Here is a 15,925-nt window from a genome sequence, read left to right as displayed (position 1 = left end):
CCGGCCCCCCAGCCAGCCGTTCTCGGCCGTGCGTTCAGCCGTCCGCGAGCAGTTGCAGCCGCAGCGCCAGTTGCAGTTCGAGCGAGCGCTCCGGCTGGTTCCAGTCCCGGCCGAGCAGCGCCTCGACCCGGTCCAGCCGCTGCACCACGGTGTTCACGTGGACGTGCAGCTCGTCCTTGGCCCGGGTGAGGCTGCCGCCGCAGTCGAAGTACGCGCGCAGGGTGCGGACCAGCTCGGTGCCGCGCCGGGCGTCGTAGGCCAGCAGCGGGCCGAGCGTCGCGCCGACGAAGCCGTCCACGTCGTGCCCGTCGCCGAGCAGCACCCCGAGGAAGCCCAGGGTGCGGGCCGAGGCGCCCTCGCCGGCCCGGCCGAGCACCCGCAGCGCCCGGACGCAGCGCAGGCCCTCGGCGTACGAGGCGGCGAGCGCCGGCGGCCCGGCGGCGGGGCCGCCGGCGCCCACGGTGACCGGGAACCCGGCCAGCCGGGCGAGCCGTTCGGCGGCCCGCCGGGCGACGTCCTCCGGGTCCCCGGCGTCCGGTACCAGCAGCACCACGGCCTCGCCGTGCTCGGCGCTGACGCCCCGGGAGCCGAACAGGTACCGCCCGGCGGCACCCGCCAGCCGTCCCCGGTCCGCCCCGGCCGGCCGTCCCCGGTCCGGGCCGGTCGGATCGGCTGAGGGGGCGGGAGCGGCCGGAGCGGCCGGATCGGCGGGAGCGGCGGGTTCGGCGACCAGCACCAGGTGCGGGCGGGCGAGGTCGACGCCGAGCCGGCGGCCGCGCGCGGTGAGTCCGGCGGGGTCGCGGTCGGGGGCGGTGAGCAGGTCGGTGAGCAGTTCGCCGCGGACCCGGTTCTCGGTCTCGGCCACCGAGCGGCGCAGCAGCAGGAGCAGCGCCGTCACCACGGTGGCCCGCTCGAACAGCCGCCGGTCCGCGTCGTCGAGGTCGGGTCGTCCGCGCAGCACCAGCGCGCCGAGCGCGTCCTGCCCGGCCAGCACGGCGCAGACCCACAGCTCGCCGTGCCGGACGGACCGCCCCTCGGCCCGGGACGCGGCGACCGCCCCGGCCAGCTCGGCGGCGGGTGCGGACCGGCCGGCCAGCGGTTCGCCCTCGGCGTCCAGGACGGCTATCTCGCCGCCCAGCAGGGCCGCCACGGCGGCGGCCACGTCCGGCACCTCGGCGCCGCGCAGCACCAGGTCGGTGAGCCGGTCGTGGGCCTGCTCGGCGCGCTGGACGGCGGCGGAGTGCGCCCGGACCAGCTCGTTGGCGGTGTTCAGCTCGGCGAGCGCGGCCCGGGTGTCGGCCAGCGACTTGGCGGTGTCCAGGGCGATCGCGGCGTGCGCGGCCAGCGTGCAGAGCAGCGCGACCTCGTCGGGGGAGAAGGCACGCGGCGAGCGGTCGGCGGCGAACAGCACGCCGATCACCCGGCCGCCGAGCAGCAGCGGGACGCCGATGATCGCGACCAGGCCCTCGTCGAGCACGCCCGCGTCGATCGTGCCGGTGTGGTGGAAGCGGTCGTCGGTGCGGTAGTCGGGGGTCGCGTACGGGCGGGCGGTCTGTGCGACCAGGCCGCCGAGGCCGTCGCCGAGGCTGAGCCGCAGGGTCTGGAACAGGACGGAGACCGAGCCGTCGGTGACCCGCATGTAGGTGTCGCCCGCCTCCTCGTCCGGCAGGGTCAGGTACGCGGTGTCGGTGCCGAGCAGCATCCGGGCCCGGCGGACGATGGCCTGTAGCACGGTGTCCAGGTCGCGGGACGCGGCGAGGTCCCCGGCGGTGTCGAACAGGGCGGTCAACTCGGCTTCGCGCCGCCGGTGTTGACGCAGGGTGCGGTGCACCCGCAGGGCCTGCCAGGTGGCGTCGTCGATCTCGGCGAGCACGGCGGCCGGGGCTCCCTGGCGGCGGGCGTCGGCCAGCACGTCGGCGAAGTCCTCGGTGGCCGCGCCGGAGGCGAGCAGGTCGAGCAGTCGGCGCAGCGCGGGCGCGGCGCTGGTGGGGGAGTCGTCCACGGTGCGTGCCGCCAATCGGCAGTGAGCAGTGAGCAGTGAGCAGAGAGCAGAGAGCAGAGGAGGAGAAGAGCGGAGGAGCGGAGGAGCAGTGAGCCGGAAGCGCGATGGTACGTCAGCGGCCCCCGGCCGTCGGCCCGCTCGCGGGGGAGCGGTGCCGACGCCCGGGGGCCGGGCTCAGACGGTGGCGGGCCTGCCCACGGAGCCGTCGGCGGGCACCTCGGCCGACGCCTCGACCTCCGTCAGGTCCCGCCCGCTGGTCTCCCGCGCGCACAGCACCGCGACCAGCGTCACCACCGCCGCGATGGCGACGTACACCGAGATCGGTGTGGCGCTGCCGTAGTCCTTGAGCAGTGCGGTCGCGATCAGCGGGGCGGGCGCACCGGCCGCCACCGAGGCGAACTGGGCCCCGATCGAGGCGCCGGAGTAGCGCATCCGGGTCGCGAACATCTCCGAGAAGAAGGCCGCCTGCGGTGCGTACATCGCGCTGTGGAACACCAGCCCCACCGTCACCGCGAGCGTCAACTGCCCGAACGAGTGGGTGTCCACCAGCCCGAAGAACACGAACGCCCAGATCCCGACGCCCGCCGCGCCCACCAGGTACACCGGCTTGCGCCCGACCCGGTCCGAGAGCGCCCCGAACACCGGGATCAGCGCGAACTGCACCGCCGAGGCGACCAGCACCGCGTTCAGGGCGCTCTGCTTGCCGAAGTGCGCGTGGCTGACGGCGTAGGCGAGGACGAACGTGGTCATCACGTAGTACGAGATGTTCTCCGCCATCCGGGCGCCCATCGCCACCAGCACCTCCCGCCAGTGGTGCCGCAACACCGCCACCAGTGGCGGCTGTTCGACCGTCTTCCGGGCCTCCCGTGCCTGTCGCGCCTGCTGGGCCGCCAGCGCCGCCTTGAACAACGGCGACTCGTCCACCGCCAGCCGGATCCAGAGCCCGACCCCCACCAGCACCGCCGACAGCAGGAACGGCACCCGCCACCCCCACGCCAGGAAGGTGTCGTCCGACTGCACCGTCGTCAGCAGCGACAGCACACCGGCCGCCAGCAGGTTCCCGGCCGGCGCCCCGCCCTGCGGCCAGGACGCCCAGAACCCCCGCCGCCGCTGGTCCCCGTGCTCCGACACCAGCAGCACCGCCCCGCCCCACTCCCCGCCGAGCGCGAAGCCCTGCACCAGCCGCAGCACGGTCAGCAGCACCGGCGCCGCCACCCCGACCGACCCGTACGTCGGCAGGCACCCGATCAGCGTGGTCGAGCCGCCCATCAGCAGCAGGCTCACCACCAGCAGCCGCTTGCGCCCCACCCGGTCCCCGAAGTGCCCGAACACCAGGGCCCCGAGCGGCCGCGCCGCGAATCCGATCGCGTACGTCAGGAACGACAGCAGTGTTCCCGTCAACGGATCGCTGTTCGGGAAGAACAGCTTGCCGAACACGAGCGCGGCAGCCGTTCCGTACAAGAAGTAGTCGTACCACTCAATCGTGGTGCCGATCAGACTGGCGGCCACCACTCTCGGGAGTGAGCGGCTCACCGCCGGACCGGGCGCAGGGGCGTTCATGGTCACCGACTTCCAGGTCAGGGGGAGGGACGTCGCCACAAGGTAGGAAGCCCCGGCCTCCGGGACTATGTGGGTGACCCACACACTCCAGGGGGTTGTTGTGGCCACCGACCCCAGGAGCGGTTCCGTGGATTCAGTGCGCCGTCCAGCCGCCGTCGACGGGGAGGCTGGCGCCGGTGATGTAGGAGGCGTGGGGGGTGCAGAGCCAGAGGGCGAGGTGGGCGATCTCCTCGGGCTCGATGAGGCGTTTGACGGCGGTGCGGTCGAGCATGACCTGCTCCACGACCTCGTCCTCGCGGATGCCGTGGGCGAGTGCCTGGCCGGCGATCTGCTTCTCCACCAGGGGGGTCCGGACGTAGCCGGGGTTGATGCAGTTGCTGGTGACGCCGTACGGCGCGCCCTCCAGGGCCACGGTCTTGCTCAGGCCCTCCAGGGCGTGCTTGGCGGTGACGTAGGCGGACTTGAAGGCGCTGGCCCGCAGGCCGTGGACGGAGGAGACGTTGACCACCCGCCCCCACTCCTGCGCGTACATGTGCGGCAGGGTGCGGCGCAGGATGCGGAACGGGGCCTCGACCATGACCCGTTGGATGAGCGTGAAGCGGTCGAGCGGGAACTCGTGCACGGGCGCGACGTGTTGGAGGCCGGCGTTGTTGACCACGATGTCGGCGTCGTCCGGCAGGGCCTCGACGGCCTCCGGGTCGGCGAGGTCGGCGACGATCGCGCGGCCGCCGATCCGCTCGGCGAGCTCCCGGGCCGGGCCGGCCGCGAGGTCGACGACGTAGACCCGGGCGCCGGCCCCGGCGAAGGCCTCGGCGCAGGCCCGGCCGATGCCCGAGGCGGCTCCGGTGACCAGGGCCGTCCGGCCGTCGAGCGGGCGGGCTGAAGTGGTGTCCATGGCCGAGAACGGTAGGAATCCGGCGGCCCGGCTCCCATGTGACGGACCCCTACAGCATGCGGGTGGACTGTAGCGGTCACCACTATGACGGTCGATCGACGGTTCGACTCCGCAAAGCCAAACCCATCCTGTCCCGGCTTCCCCACAATGGGCGCGCCTGCTTCACCCGTTCGGAGGATTGCTCGGTCAGATCCGCCCATAGCGCCCGAATGCTCGCTACATTCACGCCGATTCCCGACAGGGGGCGCCGCCCCAGGCCGCCGAAGTGCTGGTAGGGCCCGGTGCGACGTCCGAGAGGTGTTGACTGACATGCCCCAAACGCCTGCAACCGACAGCCCGGCGTACGGACCGCTCGACCCGCTCGGCCACCACCGAGGTCCGGTCGGCCGGGCCCTTCCGGACGCCCCCGACACCCTGACCGCCGACGTCCCGTCCGCCGACGGCCTGCGGCTGCCCGTGCAGGCCACCTCCGACCGGCACGATCCGGCCGTCGCACCCGCCCCGGCGTCCGCCCCCGGCCACACCGGCCCCGCCCCGCAGAACGGCCAGCTGGCCGCGCTGATCGAGGAGGCCGGCTTCTCGCACGCGGGACTGGCCCGCCGGGTCGACCAGCTCGGCCTGGAGCACGGCCTCGACCTGCGGTACGACAAGACCTCGGTCACCCGCTGGCTGCGTGGCCAGCAGCCCCGCGGCGCCACCCCGGCGCTGATCGCCGAGGTCTTCACCCGCCGCCTCGGCCGCCGCCTCACCGCCCAGGACCTCGGCCTGGACGCCTGCGCCCCGGTCTACGCGGGCCTGGAGTTCGCCGAGACCCCGCAGGAGGCGGTGGACATCGTGGCGAGCATGTGGCGCAAGGACAACGGCCCGCAGTCCGAGCTGCGCCGGATCGCCTTCACCCCGGCCGGCCTGGTCGTCCCCAGCCGGGACTGGCTGATCGGCCGCACCGACGAGCGGGTCGCCCGGGACGGCTCCACCCTGCCCCGCCCGGACGCCGCCACCGGTCCGCCGGCCGGCACCCCGCAGAACCCCGCCACCGCCCCCGGCGTACCCGCCGCGGGCCCCGCGCGCGGCCCGGCCCCCGGCGCGCCCGGGGGCCCCGGCGCGGCCGGCCCGCGCACCGCCCCCGCCGCCGCGGCCGCCGCGGCCGCCCTCGGCCGGGTGCCGGTCCAGAGCCGCCGCCCGCCGGTCGCCGTCGAGCCGCCGTACAGCGACCCGACCCGCGAGGCCCGCCCCGCCCTGCGGGTCGGCCGGGGCGACATCGCCGCCATCCGCGCGGTCGGCGACCTCTTCCGCGCGCTCGACCACGCGTACGGCGGCGGCCACGCCCGCCAGGCCCTGGTCCGCTACCTGGAGAGCGAGGCCGAGCCGATGTTGCGCGGCCGCTACGGTGAGCAGATCGGCCGGGCGCTGTTCGGCGCGGTGGCCGACCTCACCAGGCTGGCCGGCTGGACGTCCTTCGACATCGCCGCCCACGGCCTCGCCCAGCGCTACTTCGTCCAGGCACTGCGGCTGTCCCAGGCCGCCGGGGACCGCGCGCTCGGCGGGTACGTGCTGGTGACGATGAGCCAGCAGGCCGTCCACCTGGGCCACGGCCGGGAGGCCGTGCAGCTCGCCCGGGTCGCCCAGCAGGGCGTGGGCACCGCGGTGCCGCCGGTGGTCCAGTCGCTGCTGCACGCCGCCGAGGCGCGCGGCCACGGCCTGCTGGGCGACGTCCGGGCCTGCACCACCGCCCTGGTGCGCTCCGAGCGGGCCCTGGCCGCCGCCCGCTCGGGCGACGAACTGCCCTCCTGGGCCCGGTACTTCGACGAGGCCCAGCTCTCCGACGAGTTCGCCCACTGCTACCGCGACCTCCAGCAGTGGCGCACCTCGGCCCAGCACGCCGAGAAGTCGCTGCGGCTGCGCTCGCCCGCCTACGCCCGCAGTCGGATCTTCTGCCGCCTGGTGCTGGCCACCGCCCGGCTCGGCATGGGGGACCTCGACGAGGCCTGCACGATGGCCACCGACGCACTGCGGGCGGCGGGGGAGATGCGCTCGGCCCGCTCGCTGGAGTACGTCCGGGACTTCCACCGCCGACTGACCCCCTACCGGGGCAGCCCGGTCGCCCGCGCCTTCGAGGAGACGGCCCGCCAGGCGGGGGTGATCTGAACAGGGGGCACCTGGGCGCAGTACCAGGGAGTCAAGGGGCCCCGGCCTCACCGCCAAGGTGATCTCGTGGTGGACCTTGGGTGAGGCCGGGCGCCTGTCGAAGGTCCAAGCGCACCGCCAAGAACCCGCCGCCGCGGGCCTGATCACGGTCGCGACCGGCCTCACTCACCGTCCTCCGCCCCGGCCCGGGCGCTCATCTCGGCGTTCCTGCGCTCCCGGCCGCGGCGGACGGCACCCACGACGACCTTGACGGCCAGACCGAAGACGACCAGGTCGGCGAGCATCTGCACGGTGACCATCAGCTGCGCCGTGTCGGTCTTGGCCGTGATGTCGCCGAACCCGACGGTGGAGAACACGGTGACGGTGAAGTACAGCCCCTGGGTGTGGGAGAGCGGAGCGCCGAAGCTGCCGGGGGACTGCGCGGCCAGCGAGACGTAGGTGCCCGCGAACAGCAGCAGGAAGTACGGGACGCTGGTGGCCAGTGCCTCGACGGCGCGCAGCCCCGGATGCGCGGCGCGCAGGATCGAGCGGACCTGGACGGCGACCAGGGCGATGAATCCCGCCAGGCCGATGACGAGCATGGTGGTGGTGGCCGTCGTGGAGCTGTGGTCCAGCGGCAGCAGGTAGTACACGGTCACCAGGACGGCGACCGCGCCGACCACACGCAGCACGGTCCAGACGATCCGCCGGTACGTGGGGCGAGCCTCGGCCTGGCCGCGGGGTGCCGCCCAGGACCCGGCGTACTTCGCCCTGCCCCACTCGGCCGCCCGCCGGGCCCGGCGGATGCTCGCCCGCTCGGCGGCCCTCCCGCCCGCCCGCCGGCTGCCCGCCGTGGTTCCCGCCCGTGCCGCGCGCCCGTCGCGTGACCTGTTCGGGCCGTTGTCCGTCGTCGGCATGGTGCATCCTCCCGGCGGTGATCACCTGGGTCGGCGATCAGCTGGAGCCCCTCGCTCTCGGCAACGCACGCGCTCGGGGTCGCGGTCCTGTCTCCACCGTCGCACCGCCACGGTGACTCGGCCAGGAAAGGACCCCCAGGGCCGGGGCCGGGCCTCACCAGCTCTCGGCCCGGACCCGCGGCTGCCCCGCCGCCGCGGCCGGCGGCCGGACGTCGCCGCGCACCCGCTGCGCGAGCAGCGGGAAGGCCAGCACCGAGAGCATCCCGGCGCCGACCAGCGCGGCCGCCGTCGAGGACGGCAGGTGGCCCTCGTCCACCTCGATGGTGGTGATCACCACGACCAGCGGCAGCGCCGTCGAACCGTACAGCCCGAGCGCGGCGCGGTCCCGGCGGCCGAGCCCCGCCGGGGCCAGCAGCCCGGACGGCAGGCCGCGGACCGCGAGGAACAGCAGCAGGAACACCGGGACGAGCAGCAGTGTGCCGGGGTCGTCCAGCAGCGCGTCGAGGTCGAACTTCATCCCGCTGACCACGAAGAACACCGGCACCAGGAAGCCGAAGCCGATGCTCTCCAGCTTGGCCTCGATCACCTCCTCCTCGGCCCGGCGGATGTCGGAGAGCAGCAGGCGGGAGACGATCCCGGCGGTGAAGGCGCCGAGCAGCATGTCGAGGTCGAGCCAGATCGCGGCGGCGACCATCACGGCCAGCACCAGGATCACCGCGCGGATCGCGAACTGCCCGGAGGTGCGCAGGGTGCGTTCGATGAGCCGGGTGGCCCAGGCGGGCCGGGGCCGCCGGGCGCCGAGCACCGCCAGGGCGGTGAGCACGGCGAAGGCGCCGAGGATCACCGCCGTCCGGGCCGGGGAGTTGCCGCTGAGCAGGACGGCGATCGCGATGATCGGCCCGAACTCGCCGACCGCGCCGGTGGCCATCACCAACGAGCCGAAGGGGGTGGGCAGTTCACCGGAGTCGCGGAGGATCGGCAGGATGGTGCCGAGCGCGGTGGTGGTGAGCGCGAGCCCGGCGAAGGCGCCGCCCAGCGGGTCCCGGTGGACGATCGCGCCGATACCGAGGGCCGCCGCGACGGACACCAGCCACGCGGCGCCCGCCCGTTTCAGCGGGCCGCCGCGCAGCTTGGCGAAGTCGATCTCGTACCCGGCCAGGAACATCAGCATGGCCAGGCCGAACTGGGAGAGCGCGTCGATCAGGTCGCCGACCTGCGCCCAGCCCAGGACGTCCGGGCCGATCAGGACGCCGAGCAGGATCTCGAACACCACGGTCGGGACGGCGATCCAGCGCAGCAGCCGGTCGGCGATCAGCGGCGCGGCGACGGCCGCGGCGGGGACCAGGATCAGCGCCTCCGGCTGGACGGTGACGCTCACCGCGCAACCGGCCGAACGGCGGAAATCATCCGATGAGCGGTCATATCGGAATCCTGGCATGCTGTCGGTTGGTCACCCCGACAGGCCGCCGCCCGCGTGTTCCTCGCCGAGGACGGCCCTACGCCGCCGCCTCCGCCTCCCGGGCCCCGGCCGGCACCCCGAGGTCGCGCAGCACCGCGTACGCGGCCCGCCGCCCGGAGACCAGCGCACCCTGCACGGTGCTGCTGTCCCGGTGGTCCCCGGCCACGTACAGCCCGGCCAGCACCCGCACCGGCCGCCGCAGGTTGTGCGGCGGCGGCATCGCGGGCAGCGCGTCCGGGACGTGCCGCACGCTGAGGAACTGCCAGCCCGCGGCCGAGACCCCGTACAGCTCGGCGAGCCTGGCCCGGACGGCCGGTTCCAGCCCGGCCGGGCCGCCCGCGTCGAAGGCGCGCCGCCCGAGCACGGTGGTGGCGATCAGCGCCTGTCCGGGCGGGGCGTAGGAGGCGTGCAGCTCGCTGAGCACCAGCGAGTGCGAGACCAGCGGCGGGTGCCCGCCCGGCCGGTCGCCGTCGAGCAGCAGGACGGCCTCGCCGATCGGGGCGCGGTCGGCCGCGTGGTAGAAGGTCGTGACGGGGTGGAACTCCGGCAGCCGCAGCCCGGGCAGCAGCTCGGCGGCGGAGCGGGCGTCGGTGGCGATCACGACGGCCTGGGCGCCGATCCGCCCGTGGGCGAGGGTCTCCACGCCGTCGGCGGTGATCGAGGTGACCTGCACCCCGGTCCGCACGGTGCCGGCGGGCAGCGCGGCGGCCAGCTGGGCGGGCACGGCCGCGATCCCGCCGGCGGGCAGACAGAGCCGCCCGCGCGCGTAGGAGCGCAGCACCAGATCGGCGATCCGGCTGCTGGTGCCGAGGGCCGGGTCGCTGAGCAGGGCGCTGAGCAGCGGCCGCAGGAAGCCGTCGACGGTGCGCGGGGCGAGCCCGTGACCGGCCAGCGCGCGGGCGGTGGTGGTCTCCGGGCGGGCCTGGAGCCGGCCGGCCGGGGTGCCGGCGAGTCGGCCGAGCCAGCTGCCGAGCCGGGCCTTGTCGAGCGGGCTGCCGAGCGGGGCGCGGGTGGCGGCCTGCCGGGCGGTGGTGAGCTGCGGGTCCCCGGCGCGGTAGCGGCGGCCCGCGCTGTGCACGAGGACGCCGGGCGCGAGCGGGCGCAGGTCGAGCCGGTCGAGGTCGAGCGCGCGGCGCAGCTCGGGGAAGGCGGTGTTGAGCAGGTGGCCGCCGTCGTCGAGGCGGAATCCGTCCAGCTCGCGGGTGGCCATCCGGCCGCCGATCCGACCGGTGCTCTCCAGGACCTGAACGGCGAGGCCGTGGCCGGTGAGCGCGCGGGCGGTGGCGAGCCCCGCGAGGCCGGCCCCGACCACGACGACGTCCGGGTCGGACGGTCGGCGGGCGCGGCGGGTGAAGTCGTACGTGGGCACTGGCGTGCTCCCTCCCTGGGTTCCCGGGGCTCCGGCCTACGCGGGCAGCGGGGTGCCGGGCACGGTCCGACGATGTGATGCCCAGTCAGTGTGAGCATCAGACAAGCGCATCGGGCCGGATCCGGGGGTCGGGGAGGGGCGTGCGGCGCCGGGCGGGGGCGCGGTCACGGACAGTGCGCTGTGACCGCCGGGTTTCGGGCCGGGCGGGCGCGTACGGTCACCGGGGGCGTGCGACGCGCCCGGTGTGTGCTCCCGTGCGCCCCCTCCCGGAGCCCCGTCCCACCCCCGCCCGGCATATGCCCCTGGCCAGGGTGAATGCCGTACCCGCGGTACGTCGGCGGAGCCCCGGCGTCGGGCTGCTCACCGGGCCGCGCGTACCGCCGCGTCCACGTCCGGGTGCGCGAAGCGGAACCCGGCGTCCAGCAACCGCCGGGGCACCACCCGGTGGCTGCCGACCACCTCGATCGCCAGCTCGCCGAGCACCGCCTTCAGCACCGGCTCCGGCACCGGGAACGGGGTCGGCCGCCCGAGCACCCGCCCGAGCGCCGCGGTCAGCTCGGCGTTGGTCACCGGCTCCGGCGCGGTGAGGTTGACCGGGCCGACGAGGTCGTCCCGGTCGATCAGGAACCGCATCGCGGCCACCTCGTCGGCCAGCGAGATGAAGCTCCAGTACTGCCGCCCGCTGCCGAGCCGCCCGCCCAGACCCAGCTTGAACAGCGGGAACAGTCGCCGGCCGGCCCCGCCGGCCGCGGACAGCACCAGCCCGGTGCGCGGGTGGACCACCCGGATCCCGGCCCGCTCGGCGGGCCGTGCGGCGGCCTCCCACTCCACGCAGACCTCGGCCAGGAAGTCCTCGCCGGCGGGGGAGTCCTCGTCGATCACCCGGTCGCCGGTCTGCCCGTAGTAGCCGACCGCGGAGGCGCTGACCAGTACCCGGGGCGGCTCCTTGAGCTCGGCCAGCGCGACGGCCAGCGTCTCGGTGCCGAGCACCCGGCTCTCCCGGATCTCCCGCTTGTAGGAGTCCGTCCAGCGGCGGTCGCCGACCCCGGCGCCGGCCAGGTGCACGACCGCCTCGACCCCGGCCAGCCCGTCCCGCTCCACCTGGCCCAGCAGCGGGTTCCAGCCGATCGCGGTGGTGCCGTCGGGCTGCGGGCCCGTCCTGGAGCGGCGCCGGACCAGCCGGACCACCTCGTGGCCGTCCGTCAGCAGCGAGCGGACGAGCGCCGAACCGATCAATCCCGTGGAACCCGTGACAGCGATGCGCATGCGCTCATCCTCGCAGCCCTTAAACCCGTGGGCGGTTTGCATGCGCCTCATTAGCATGTCGCGCATGCAAAACGACGATCTGATCATCCGCTCGGCTCGGCCCGAGGACGAGCGGGAGTTCGCCGCCCTGGAGCGCGCCACCTGGACCCCGCTGGCCGACGTCTCCCCGCAGCCGACCGAGGACAAGGCGGTGTTCGACGAGCGGCACACCCCGGAGCAGTACCTGCTCGCCGTCCTGGACGGCCGGATCGTCGGCTACGTCCGTCAGGTCCCGGCCACCCCGCTGGCCAGCAACCGGCACGTCCGCCAGATCCAGGGCCTGGCCGTCGACGGCACGGTCCGCGGCCGGGGCATCGGCCGGCGTCTGGTCGAGGCCGCCTGCGACGCGGCCCGGGCCGAGGGCGCGCGCAAGATCAGCCTGCGGGTGCTCGGCTGGAATGCCCCCGCCCGCCGCCTCTACGAGGCCTGCGGCTTCGTGGTCGAGGGCTCGCTCGCCGAGGAGTTCCTGATCGACGGCTCGTACGTGGACGACGTCTGGATGGCCCGCACCCTCCACGGCTGACGGCCACGGCCGGCGGCCACGACCGACCGCCCGACCGGCCCGCCACCCACCGCGATCTGACGCTGCATCAGTCCCGGTGGGTGGTGCAGAGTCGTGACACACCCGCCCTGTCTGGACCGGCGCCCCGCCGGGTACGGTACGGCCGTGAGCAACTCGACGCCTCCCGGGTGGTACCCGGTCCCCGGTGCGGACGGCACCCCCGGTCACGAGCGCTGGTGGGACGGCAACGCCTGGACCAGCGAGGTGCGACCGCTCCAGGGCGGCGCCGCCCAGCTCTCCGAGGCGCCCACCCAGGGCTGGCAGCCCGGCCCCCAGAAGCCCGGCTACGGCTACCCGGGCGGCACGCCGAACACCCCCGGCTACGGCTACCCCGGCGGCGTCCAGGCCCCCGGCTACGGCTACCCGGGCCAGGAGGCCTACCCCACCCAGGAGGCCTACCCCGCCCAGGACGGCTACCCGGGCCAGGCCGCCGGCTACGGCTACGCCGCGACGGCCTACCTCCCGCAGCAAACGCAGCCGAGCGGCTCGAAGACCGGCGCGATCATCGGCATCACGGTCGGCGTGCTGGCCGTGGGCGGCATCATCGCCGGGATCATGTTCAGCGGCGGCGGCGACGACACGAAGGCCGACCCGACCCCCAACCCGACGGTCACCATCACCCAGAGCGTCAACCCCGCGCCCAGCCCGACCGGCCGCACCGCCACCCCGACGCCCACGCCCACCCCGACCGCGCCCAAGCCGGTCCCGTCCGTCAAGTCCACCGTCCCGGACCCGGCGCACGCGATCACCGTCCCGGTCTTCGAGGGCTGGGACGCGCAGACCAACGGCACCCGCTCGTCGGTCTTCCTCGGCGCCGGCCGCTACACCTGCCCGGACGGCAACGCCTGCATCCGCGGCCAGTTCTCGATCGAGAAGGAGGCCGCCCAGGGCGCCAACGCCAGGGCCGCCGCCGAGGCCACGATGCCCGGCTACGCCGGGAAGGTCTTCACCGGCATCACCGAGCACACCGACGCCGGCTCCGGCTACACCACCATCGCCGGCGTCTCCGCCTACGCGGTGCGCTGGCACATCCGCACCTCGGACGGCTCCCAGGGTTACGTCCTGCTGGCCACCGCGCCGGCCAAGGAGGGCGGCTACGTGGTCTTCGAGGGCGGCGTGGACGACGACCCGAACGCACCGGACTTCTCGGTGGTGGACCAGATCCTCAGCGGCATCAAGCTGGACACCACGGCGGGCACCGGCAGCAGCACCTGAGGCACCTGCTGCCGCCGCACCGGACCCCAGGACGCGCCGTAGCCCCGCTCAGTCCCCGTAGCGCTCCCAGAGCTTGGGGAAGCGTTTCGCCATGACGTCCGGGTCGTCGAAGTCCAGCGAGCCCCCGGCCGGCCGCCCGGACTGCCGGCCGCCCACCTCGGGCAGCGGCAGGCCGGTCAGCTGCTCGTACGCCTCGTCGGCTGCGTAGCCGAGGTCCTCGGCCTCGCCGTCCTCCTCCTCGTCGAACTCGGGGAGCAGGTCCGCGAGGTCGTCCGGCTCGGCCAGCCCGCCCTCGAACACCTCCCGGCCCTGGCCGATCAGCCAGCACCGGAAGTAGTCGAAGGTGTCGTCGGAGGCGCCGTCCAGCAGCAGGTAGGCCGCGCCCCACAGGTCGTACCGGTAGGCGCGCTGGAAGCGGGCCTCGAAGAGCCGGGCGAAGTCGATGACGTCGTCCGGGGTGAGCTGCACCAGCCGTTCCACCAGCCGGTCGGCCTGCTCGTCCGGGTCGCCCTCGGCGGCCTCCCTGGTCTCGTCGATCATCTGCCAGAAGTCGGTCTCGTCCATCACCGCTCCAGCATCCCCGTTCCCCCGCCTCCGCGCATGCCACGACCCGGCGAAACGCTGGTGACCACGAAGCGAAGGTCCGCCCCGCGCGGGAACGGCGGAGCCCCGCGGCGTCCGGGGACGACGCGGGGCTCAGGTGCTGCCGGGGGCTGGACGCCTTACAGGCCGAGCTCGACCTCGAACTCGCCGGCCTCCAGGATCTCCTTGACCGCGACCAGGTAGCGGGCGGCGTCGGCGCCGTCCACCAGGCGGTGGTCGTAGGAGAGCGACAGGTAGGTCATGTCACGGATGCCGATGGCGGTGCCGCCGTCGGCCTCGATGACCACCGGGCGCTTGACGGTGGCGCCGATGCCCAGGATGGCGGCCTGGTTCGGCGGCACGATCACGGTGTCGAACAGCGCACCGCGCGAGCCGGTGTTGCTGATGGTGAAGGTGGCACCGGACAGCTCGTCCGGGGTGATCTTGCTGTCGCGGACCTTGCTGGCCAGCTCGGCGGTCTTCTTCGAGATGCCGGCGATGTTGAGGTCGCCCGCACCCTTGATGACCGGGGTCATCAGACCCTTCTCCGAGTCCACCGCGATACCGATGTTCTCGGTGTCGAAGTAGGTGATGGTGCCCTCGGCCTCGTTGATCCGGGCGTTGACGACCGCGTGGGCCTTCAGCGCCTGGGCGGCGGCCTTGACGAAGAACGGCATCGGGGACAGCTTCACGCCCTCGCGGGCGAGGAAGGAGTCCTTGGCCTTGCCGCGCAGCGACATGATCTTGGTGACGTCCACCTCGACCACGCTGGTCAGCTGGGCCTGCTCGTGCAGGGCCTTCATCATGTTGTCGCCGATGACCTTGCGCATGCGGGTCATCTTGACGGTCTGACCGCGCAGGGCGGACGGCGCGGCGGCGGCCTTCGGCGCGGCGGCCGGGGCGGCGGCGGCAACCGGGGCCGGAGCGGCCTTGGCGGCCTCCGCGGCGGCGATGACGTCCTGCTTACGGATGCGGCCGCCGACACCGGTGCCGGTGACGGAGGACAGCGCGATGCCGTGCTCGGCGGCGAGCTTGCGCACCAGCGGGGTGACGTAGGCGTCACCGGCGTCGGCAACCGGAGCGGCCGGGGCAACCGGGGCGGCCGGAGCCGGAGCGGCAACCGGGGCCGGGGCCGGGGCGGCCGGAGCCACCGGAGCCGGGGCAGCGGCGACCGGAGCCGGAGCAGCCGGAGCGGCGGGGGCCACCGGCGCGGCCGGGGCGGCGGGGGCCGGAGCCGGAGCAGCCGGGGCCGGGGCGGCGACCGGAGCCGGGGCGGCAGCCGGGGCCGGAGCGGCCGCGGCCGCACCCGGGGCGCCGATCAGCGCGAGCTGGGCGCCGACCTCGGCGGTCTCGTCCTCGCCGACCAGGATCTTCACCACGACACCGGCGACCGGCGACGGGATCTCGGTGTCGACCTTGTCGGTGGAGACCTCGAGCAGCGGCTCGTCGACCTCGACCGTCTCACCCTCGGCCTTCAGCCAGCGGGTGACGGTGCCCTCGGTGACCGACTCGCCCAGCGCGGGCAGCAGCACCGGGGTGGCGTCGCCGGCCGGGGCGGCCGGGGCAGCCGGGGCAGCCGGAGCGGCCGGAGCCTCGGCGACCGGGGCCGGAGCGGCAACCGGGGCCGGGGCGGCGGCGGGCGCGGCCTCGGCGACCGGGGCGGCCGCGGCGGCCGGCGCACCGGAGCCGTCGTCGATGATCGCGAGCTCGGCGCCGACCTCGACGGTCTCGTCCTCGCCGACCTTGATCGAGGACAGGATGCCCGAGGCCGGAGCCGGGATCTCGGTGTCGACCTTGTCGGTCGAGACCTCGAGCAGCGGCTCGTCGACCTCGACACGCTCACCCTCGGCCTTCAGCCAACGGGTGACGGTGCCCTCGGAAACGCTCTCGCCCAGCGCGGGCAGTGTTACTGAGACCGCCATGGTTTCAGCGACT

The 15,925-nt window shown here is 74.8% G+C and carries 12 protein-coding genes; 3 read left to right on the top strand and 9 right to left on the bottom strand.

Features of this window, described 5'->3' with window-relative positions:
• Positions 1-34: 34 nt before the first annotated feature.
• From ABTY15_RS15730 to ABTY15_RS15720, 3 genes are all read right to left on the bottom strand, one after another.
• Positions 35-2,002, bottom strand: a complete 1,968-nt coding sequence (locus ABTY15_RS15730; RefSeq protein ID WP_350586919.1) for a helix-turn-helix domain-containing protein — start codon at positions 2,000-2,002, stop codon at positions 35-37.
• 174 nt (positions 2,003-2,176) lie between these two features.
• Positions 2,177-3,562: an MFS transporter gene (locus ABTY15_RS15725; protein ID WP_350586918.1), complete on the bottom strand. Its 1,386-nt coding sequence runs from the start codon at positions 3,560-3,562 to the stop codon at positions 2,177-2,179.
• Between the two features lie 133 nt (positions 3,563-3,695).
• Entirely contained in the window at positions 3,696-4,457 is a 762-nt protein-coding gene (locus ABTY15_RS15720; protein WP_350586797.1) for a 3-hydroxybutyrate dehydrogenase, read from the bottom strand.
• 309 nt (positions 4,458-4,766) lie between these two features.
• Between ABTY15_RS15720 and ABTY15_RS15715 the strand changes: the two genes are divergently transcribed.
• A complete protein-coding gene (locus ABTY15_RS15715; RefSeq protein ID WP_350586715.1) occupies positions 4,767-6,602 on the top strand; it encodes an NsdA family TPR-like regulatory protein in 1,836 nt (611 codons plus the stop codon).
• A 161-nt stretch (positions 6,603-6,763) separates the two neighbouring features.
• On the opposite strand, the gene ABTY15_RS15710 is transcribed toward ABTY15_RS15715, so the two are convergent.
• The 4 genes from ABTY15_RS15710 to ABTY15_RS15695 form a co-directional block, all read right to left on the bottom strand.
• Complete coding sequence (locus tag ABTY15_RS15710) at positions 6,764-7,498, bottom strand: potassium channel family protein (RefSeq protein ID WP_350586637.1); 735 nt, start codon at positions 7,496-7,498, stop codon at positions 6,764-6,766.
• A 154-nt stretch (positions 7,499-7,652) separates the two neighbouring features.
• Positions 7,653-8,876, bottom strand: coding sequence for a cation:proton antiporter (locus tag ABTY15_RS15705; RefSeq protein WP_350586602.1), 1,224 nt, complete (start codon positions 8,874-8,876; stop codon positions 7,653-7,655).
• Positions 8,877-8,994: 118 nt separating this feature from the next.
• Positions 8,995-10,326 (bottom strand): NAD(P)/FAD-dependent oxidoreductase, encoded by a 1,332-nt coding sequence (locus ABTY15_RS15700; RefSeq protein ID WP_350586421.1) that lies wholly within the window; start codon positions 10,324-10,326, stop codon positions 8,995-8,997.
• A gap of 360 nt (positions 10,327-10,686) precedes the next feature.
• Positions 10,687-11,592, bottom strand: a complete 906-nt coding sequence (locus tag ABTY15_RS15695; RefSeq protein WP_350586279.1) for a TIGR01777 family oxidoreductase — start codon at positions 11,590-11,592, stop codon at positions 10,687-10,689.
• A gap of 64 nt (positions 11,593-11,656) precedes the next feature.
• Between ABTY15_RS15695 and ABTY15_RS15690 the strand changes: the two genes are divergently transcribed.
• Both ABTY15_RS15690 and ABTY15_RS15685 read left to right on the top strand, forming a co-directional pair.
• Positions 11,657-12,154 carry a GNAT family N-acetyltransferase gene (locus ABTY15_RS15690; RefSeq protein ID WP_350586221.1) on the top strand — a complete coding sequence of 166 codons (498 nt, stop codon included), beginning with the start codon at positions 11,657-11,659 and terminating at the stop codon, positions 12,152-12,154.
• A 144-nt stretch (positions 12,155-12,298) separates the two neighbouring features.
• Positions 12,299-13,408 carry a DUF2510 domain-containing protein gene (locus tag ABTY15_RS15685; RefSeq protein WP_350586188.1) on the top strand — a complete coding sequence of 370 codons (1,110 nt, stop codon included), beginning with the start codon at positions 12,299-12,301 and terminating at the stop codon, positions 13,406-13,408.
• Positions 13,409-13,456: 48 nt separating this feature from the next.
• Here the strand turns inward: ABTY15_RS15685 and ABTY15_RS15680 are convergent, their stop codons facing one another.
• Positions 13,457-13,972, bottom strand: a complete 516-nt coding sequence (locus ABTY15_RS15680) for a DUF4240 domain-containing protein (protein ID WP_350586174.1) — start codon at positions 13,970-13,972, stop codon at positions 13,457-13,459.
• Positions 13,973-14,130: 158 nt separating this feature from the next.
• Positions 14,131-15,912, bottom strand: a complete 1,782-nt coding sequence (sucB, locus tag ABTY15_RS15675; protein WP_350586153.1) for a 2-oxoglutarate dehydrogenase, E2 component, dihydrolipoamide succinyltransferase — start codon at positions 15,910-15,912, stop codon at positions 14,131-14,133.
• Between the last annotated feature and the right edge of the window lie 13 nt (positions 15,913-15,925).

Origin of the sequence: Kitasatospora sp. NPDC097643 (assembly GCF_040302625.1) — a bacterium.
GTDB lineage: Bacteria > Actinomycetota > Actinomycetes > Streptomycetales > Streptomycetaceae > Kitasatospora.
Note: the sequence above shows the minus strand (reverse complement) of the source record. Positions and strands in the feature narration are given on the sequence as shown.

What these genes read in the sequence shown, in the direction of transcription:
- ABTY15_RS15725 (WP_350586918.1), bottom strand. Translation starts at nt 3,562, where the DNA reads ATGAACGCCCCTGCGCCCGGTCCGGCGGTGAGCCGCTCACTCCCGAGA.
- ABTY15_RS15720 (WP_350586797.1), bottom strand. Translation starts at nt 4,457, where the DNA reads ATGGACACCACTTCAGCCCGCCCGCTCGACGGCCGGACGGCCCTGGTC.
- ABTY15_RS15715 (WP_350586715.1), top strand. Translation starts at nt 4,767, where the DNA reads ATGCCCCAAACGCCTGCAACCGACAGCCCGGCGTACGGACCGCTCGAC.
- ABTY15_RS15710 (WP_350586637.1), bottom strand. Translation starts at nt 7,498, where the DNA reads ATGCCGACGACGGACAACGGCCCGAACAGGTCACGCGACGGGCGCGCG.
- ABTY15_RS15695 (WP_350586279.1), bottom strand. Translation starts at nt 11,592, where the DNA reads ATGCGCATCGCTGTCACGGGTTCCACGGGATTGATCGGTTCGGCGCTC.
- ABTY15_RS15690 (WP_350586221.1), top strand. Translation starts at nt 11,657, where the DNA reads ATGCAAAACGACGATCTGATCATCCGCTCGGCTCGGCCCGAGGACGAG.
- ABTY15_RS15680 (WP_350586174.1), bottom strand. Translation starts at nt 13,972, where the DNA reads ATGGACGAGACCGACTTCTGGCAGATGATCGACGAGACCAGGGAGGCC.
- sucB (WP_350586153.1), bottom strand. Translation starts at nt 15,912, where the DNA reads ATGGCGGTCTCAGTAACACTGCCCGCGCTGGGCGAGAGCGTTTCCGAG.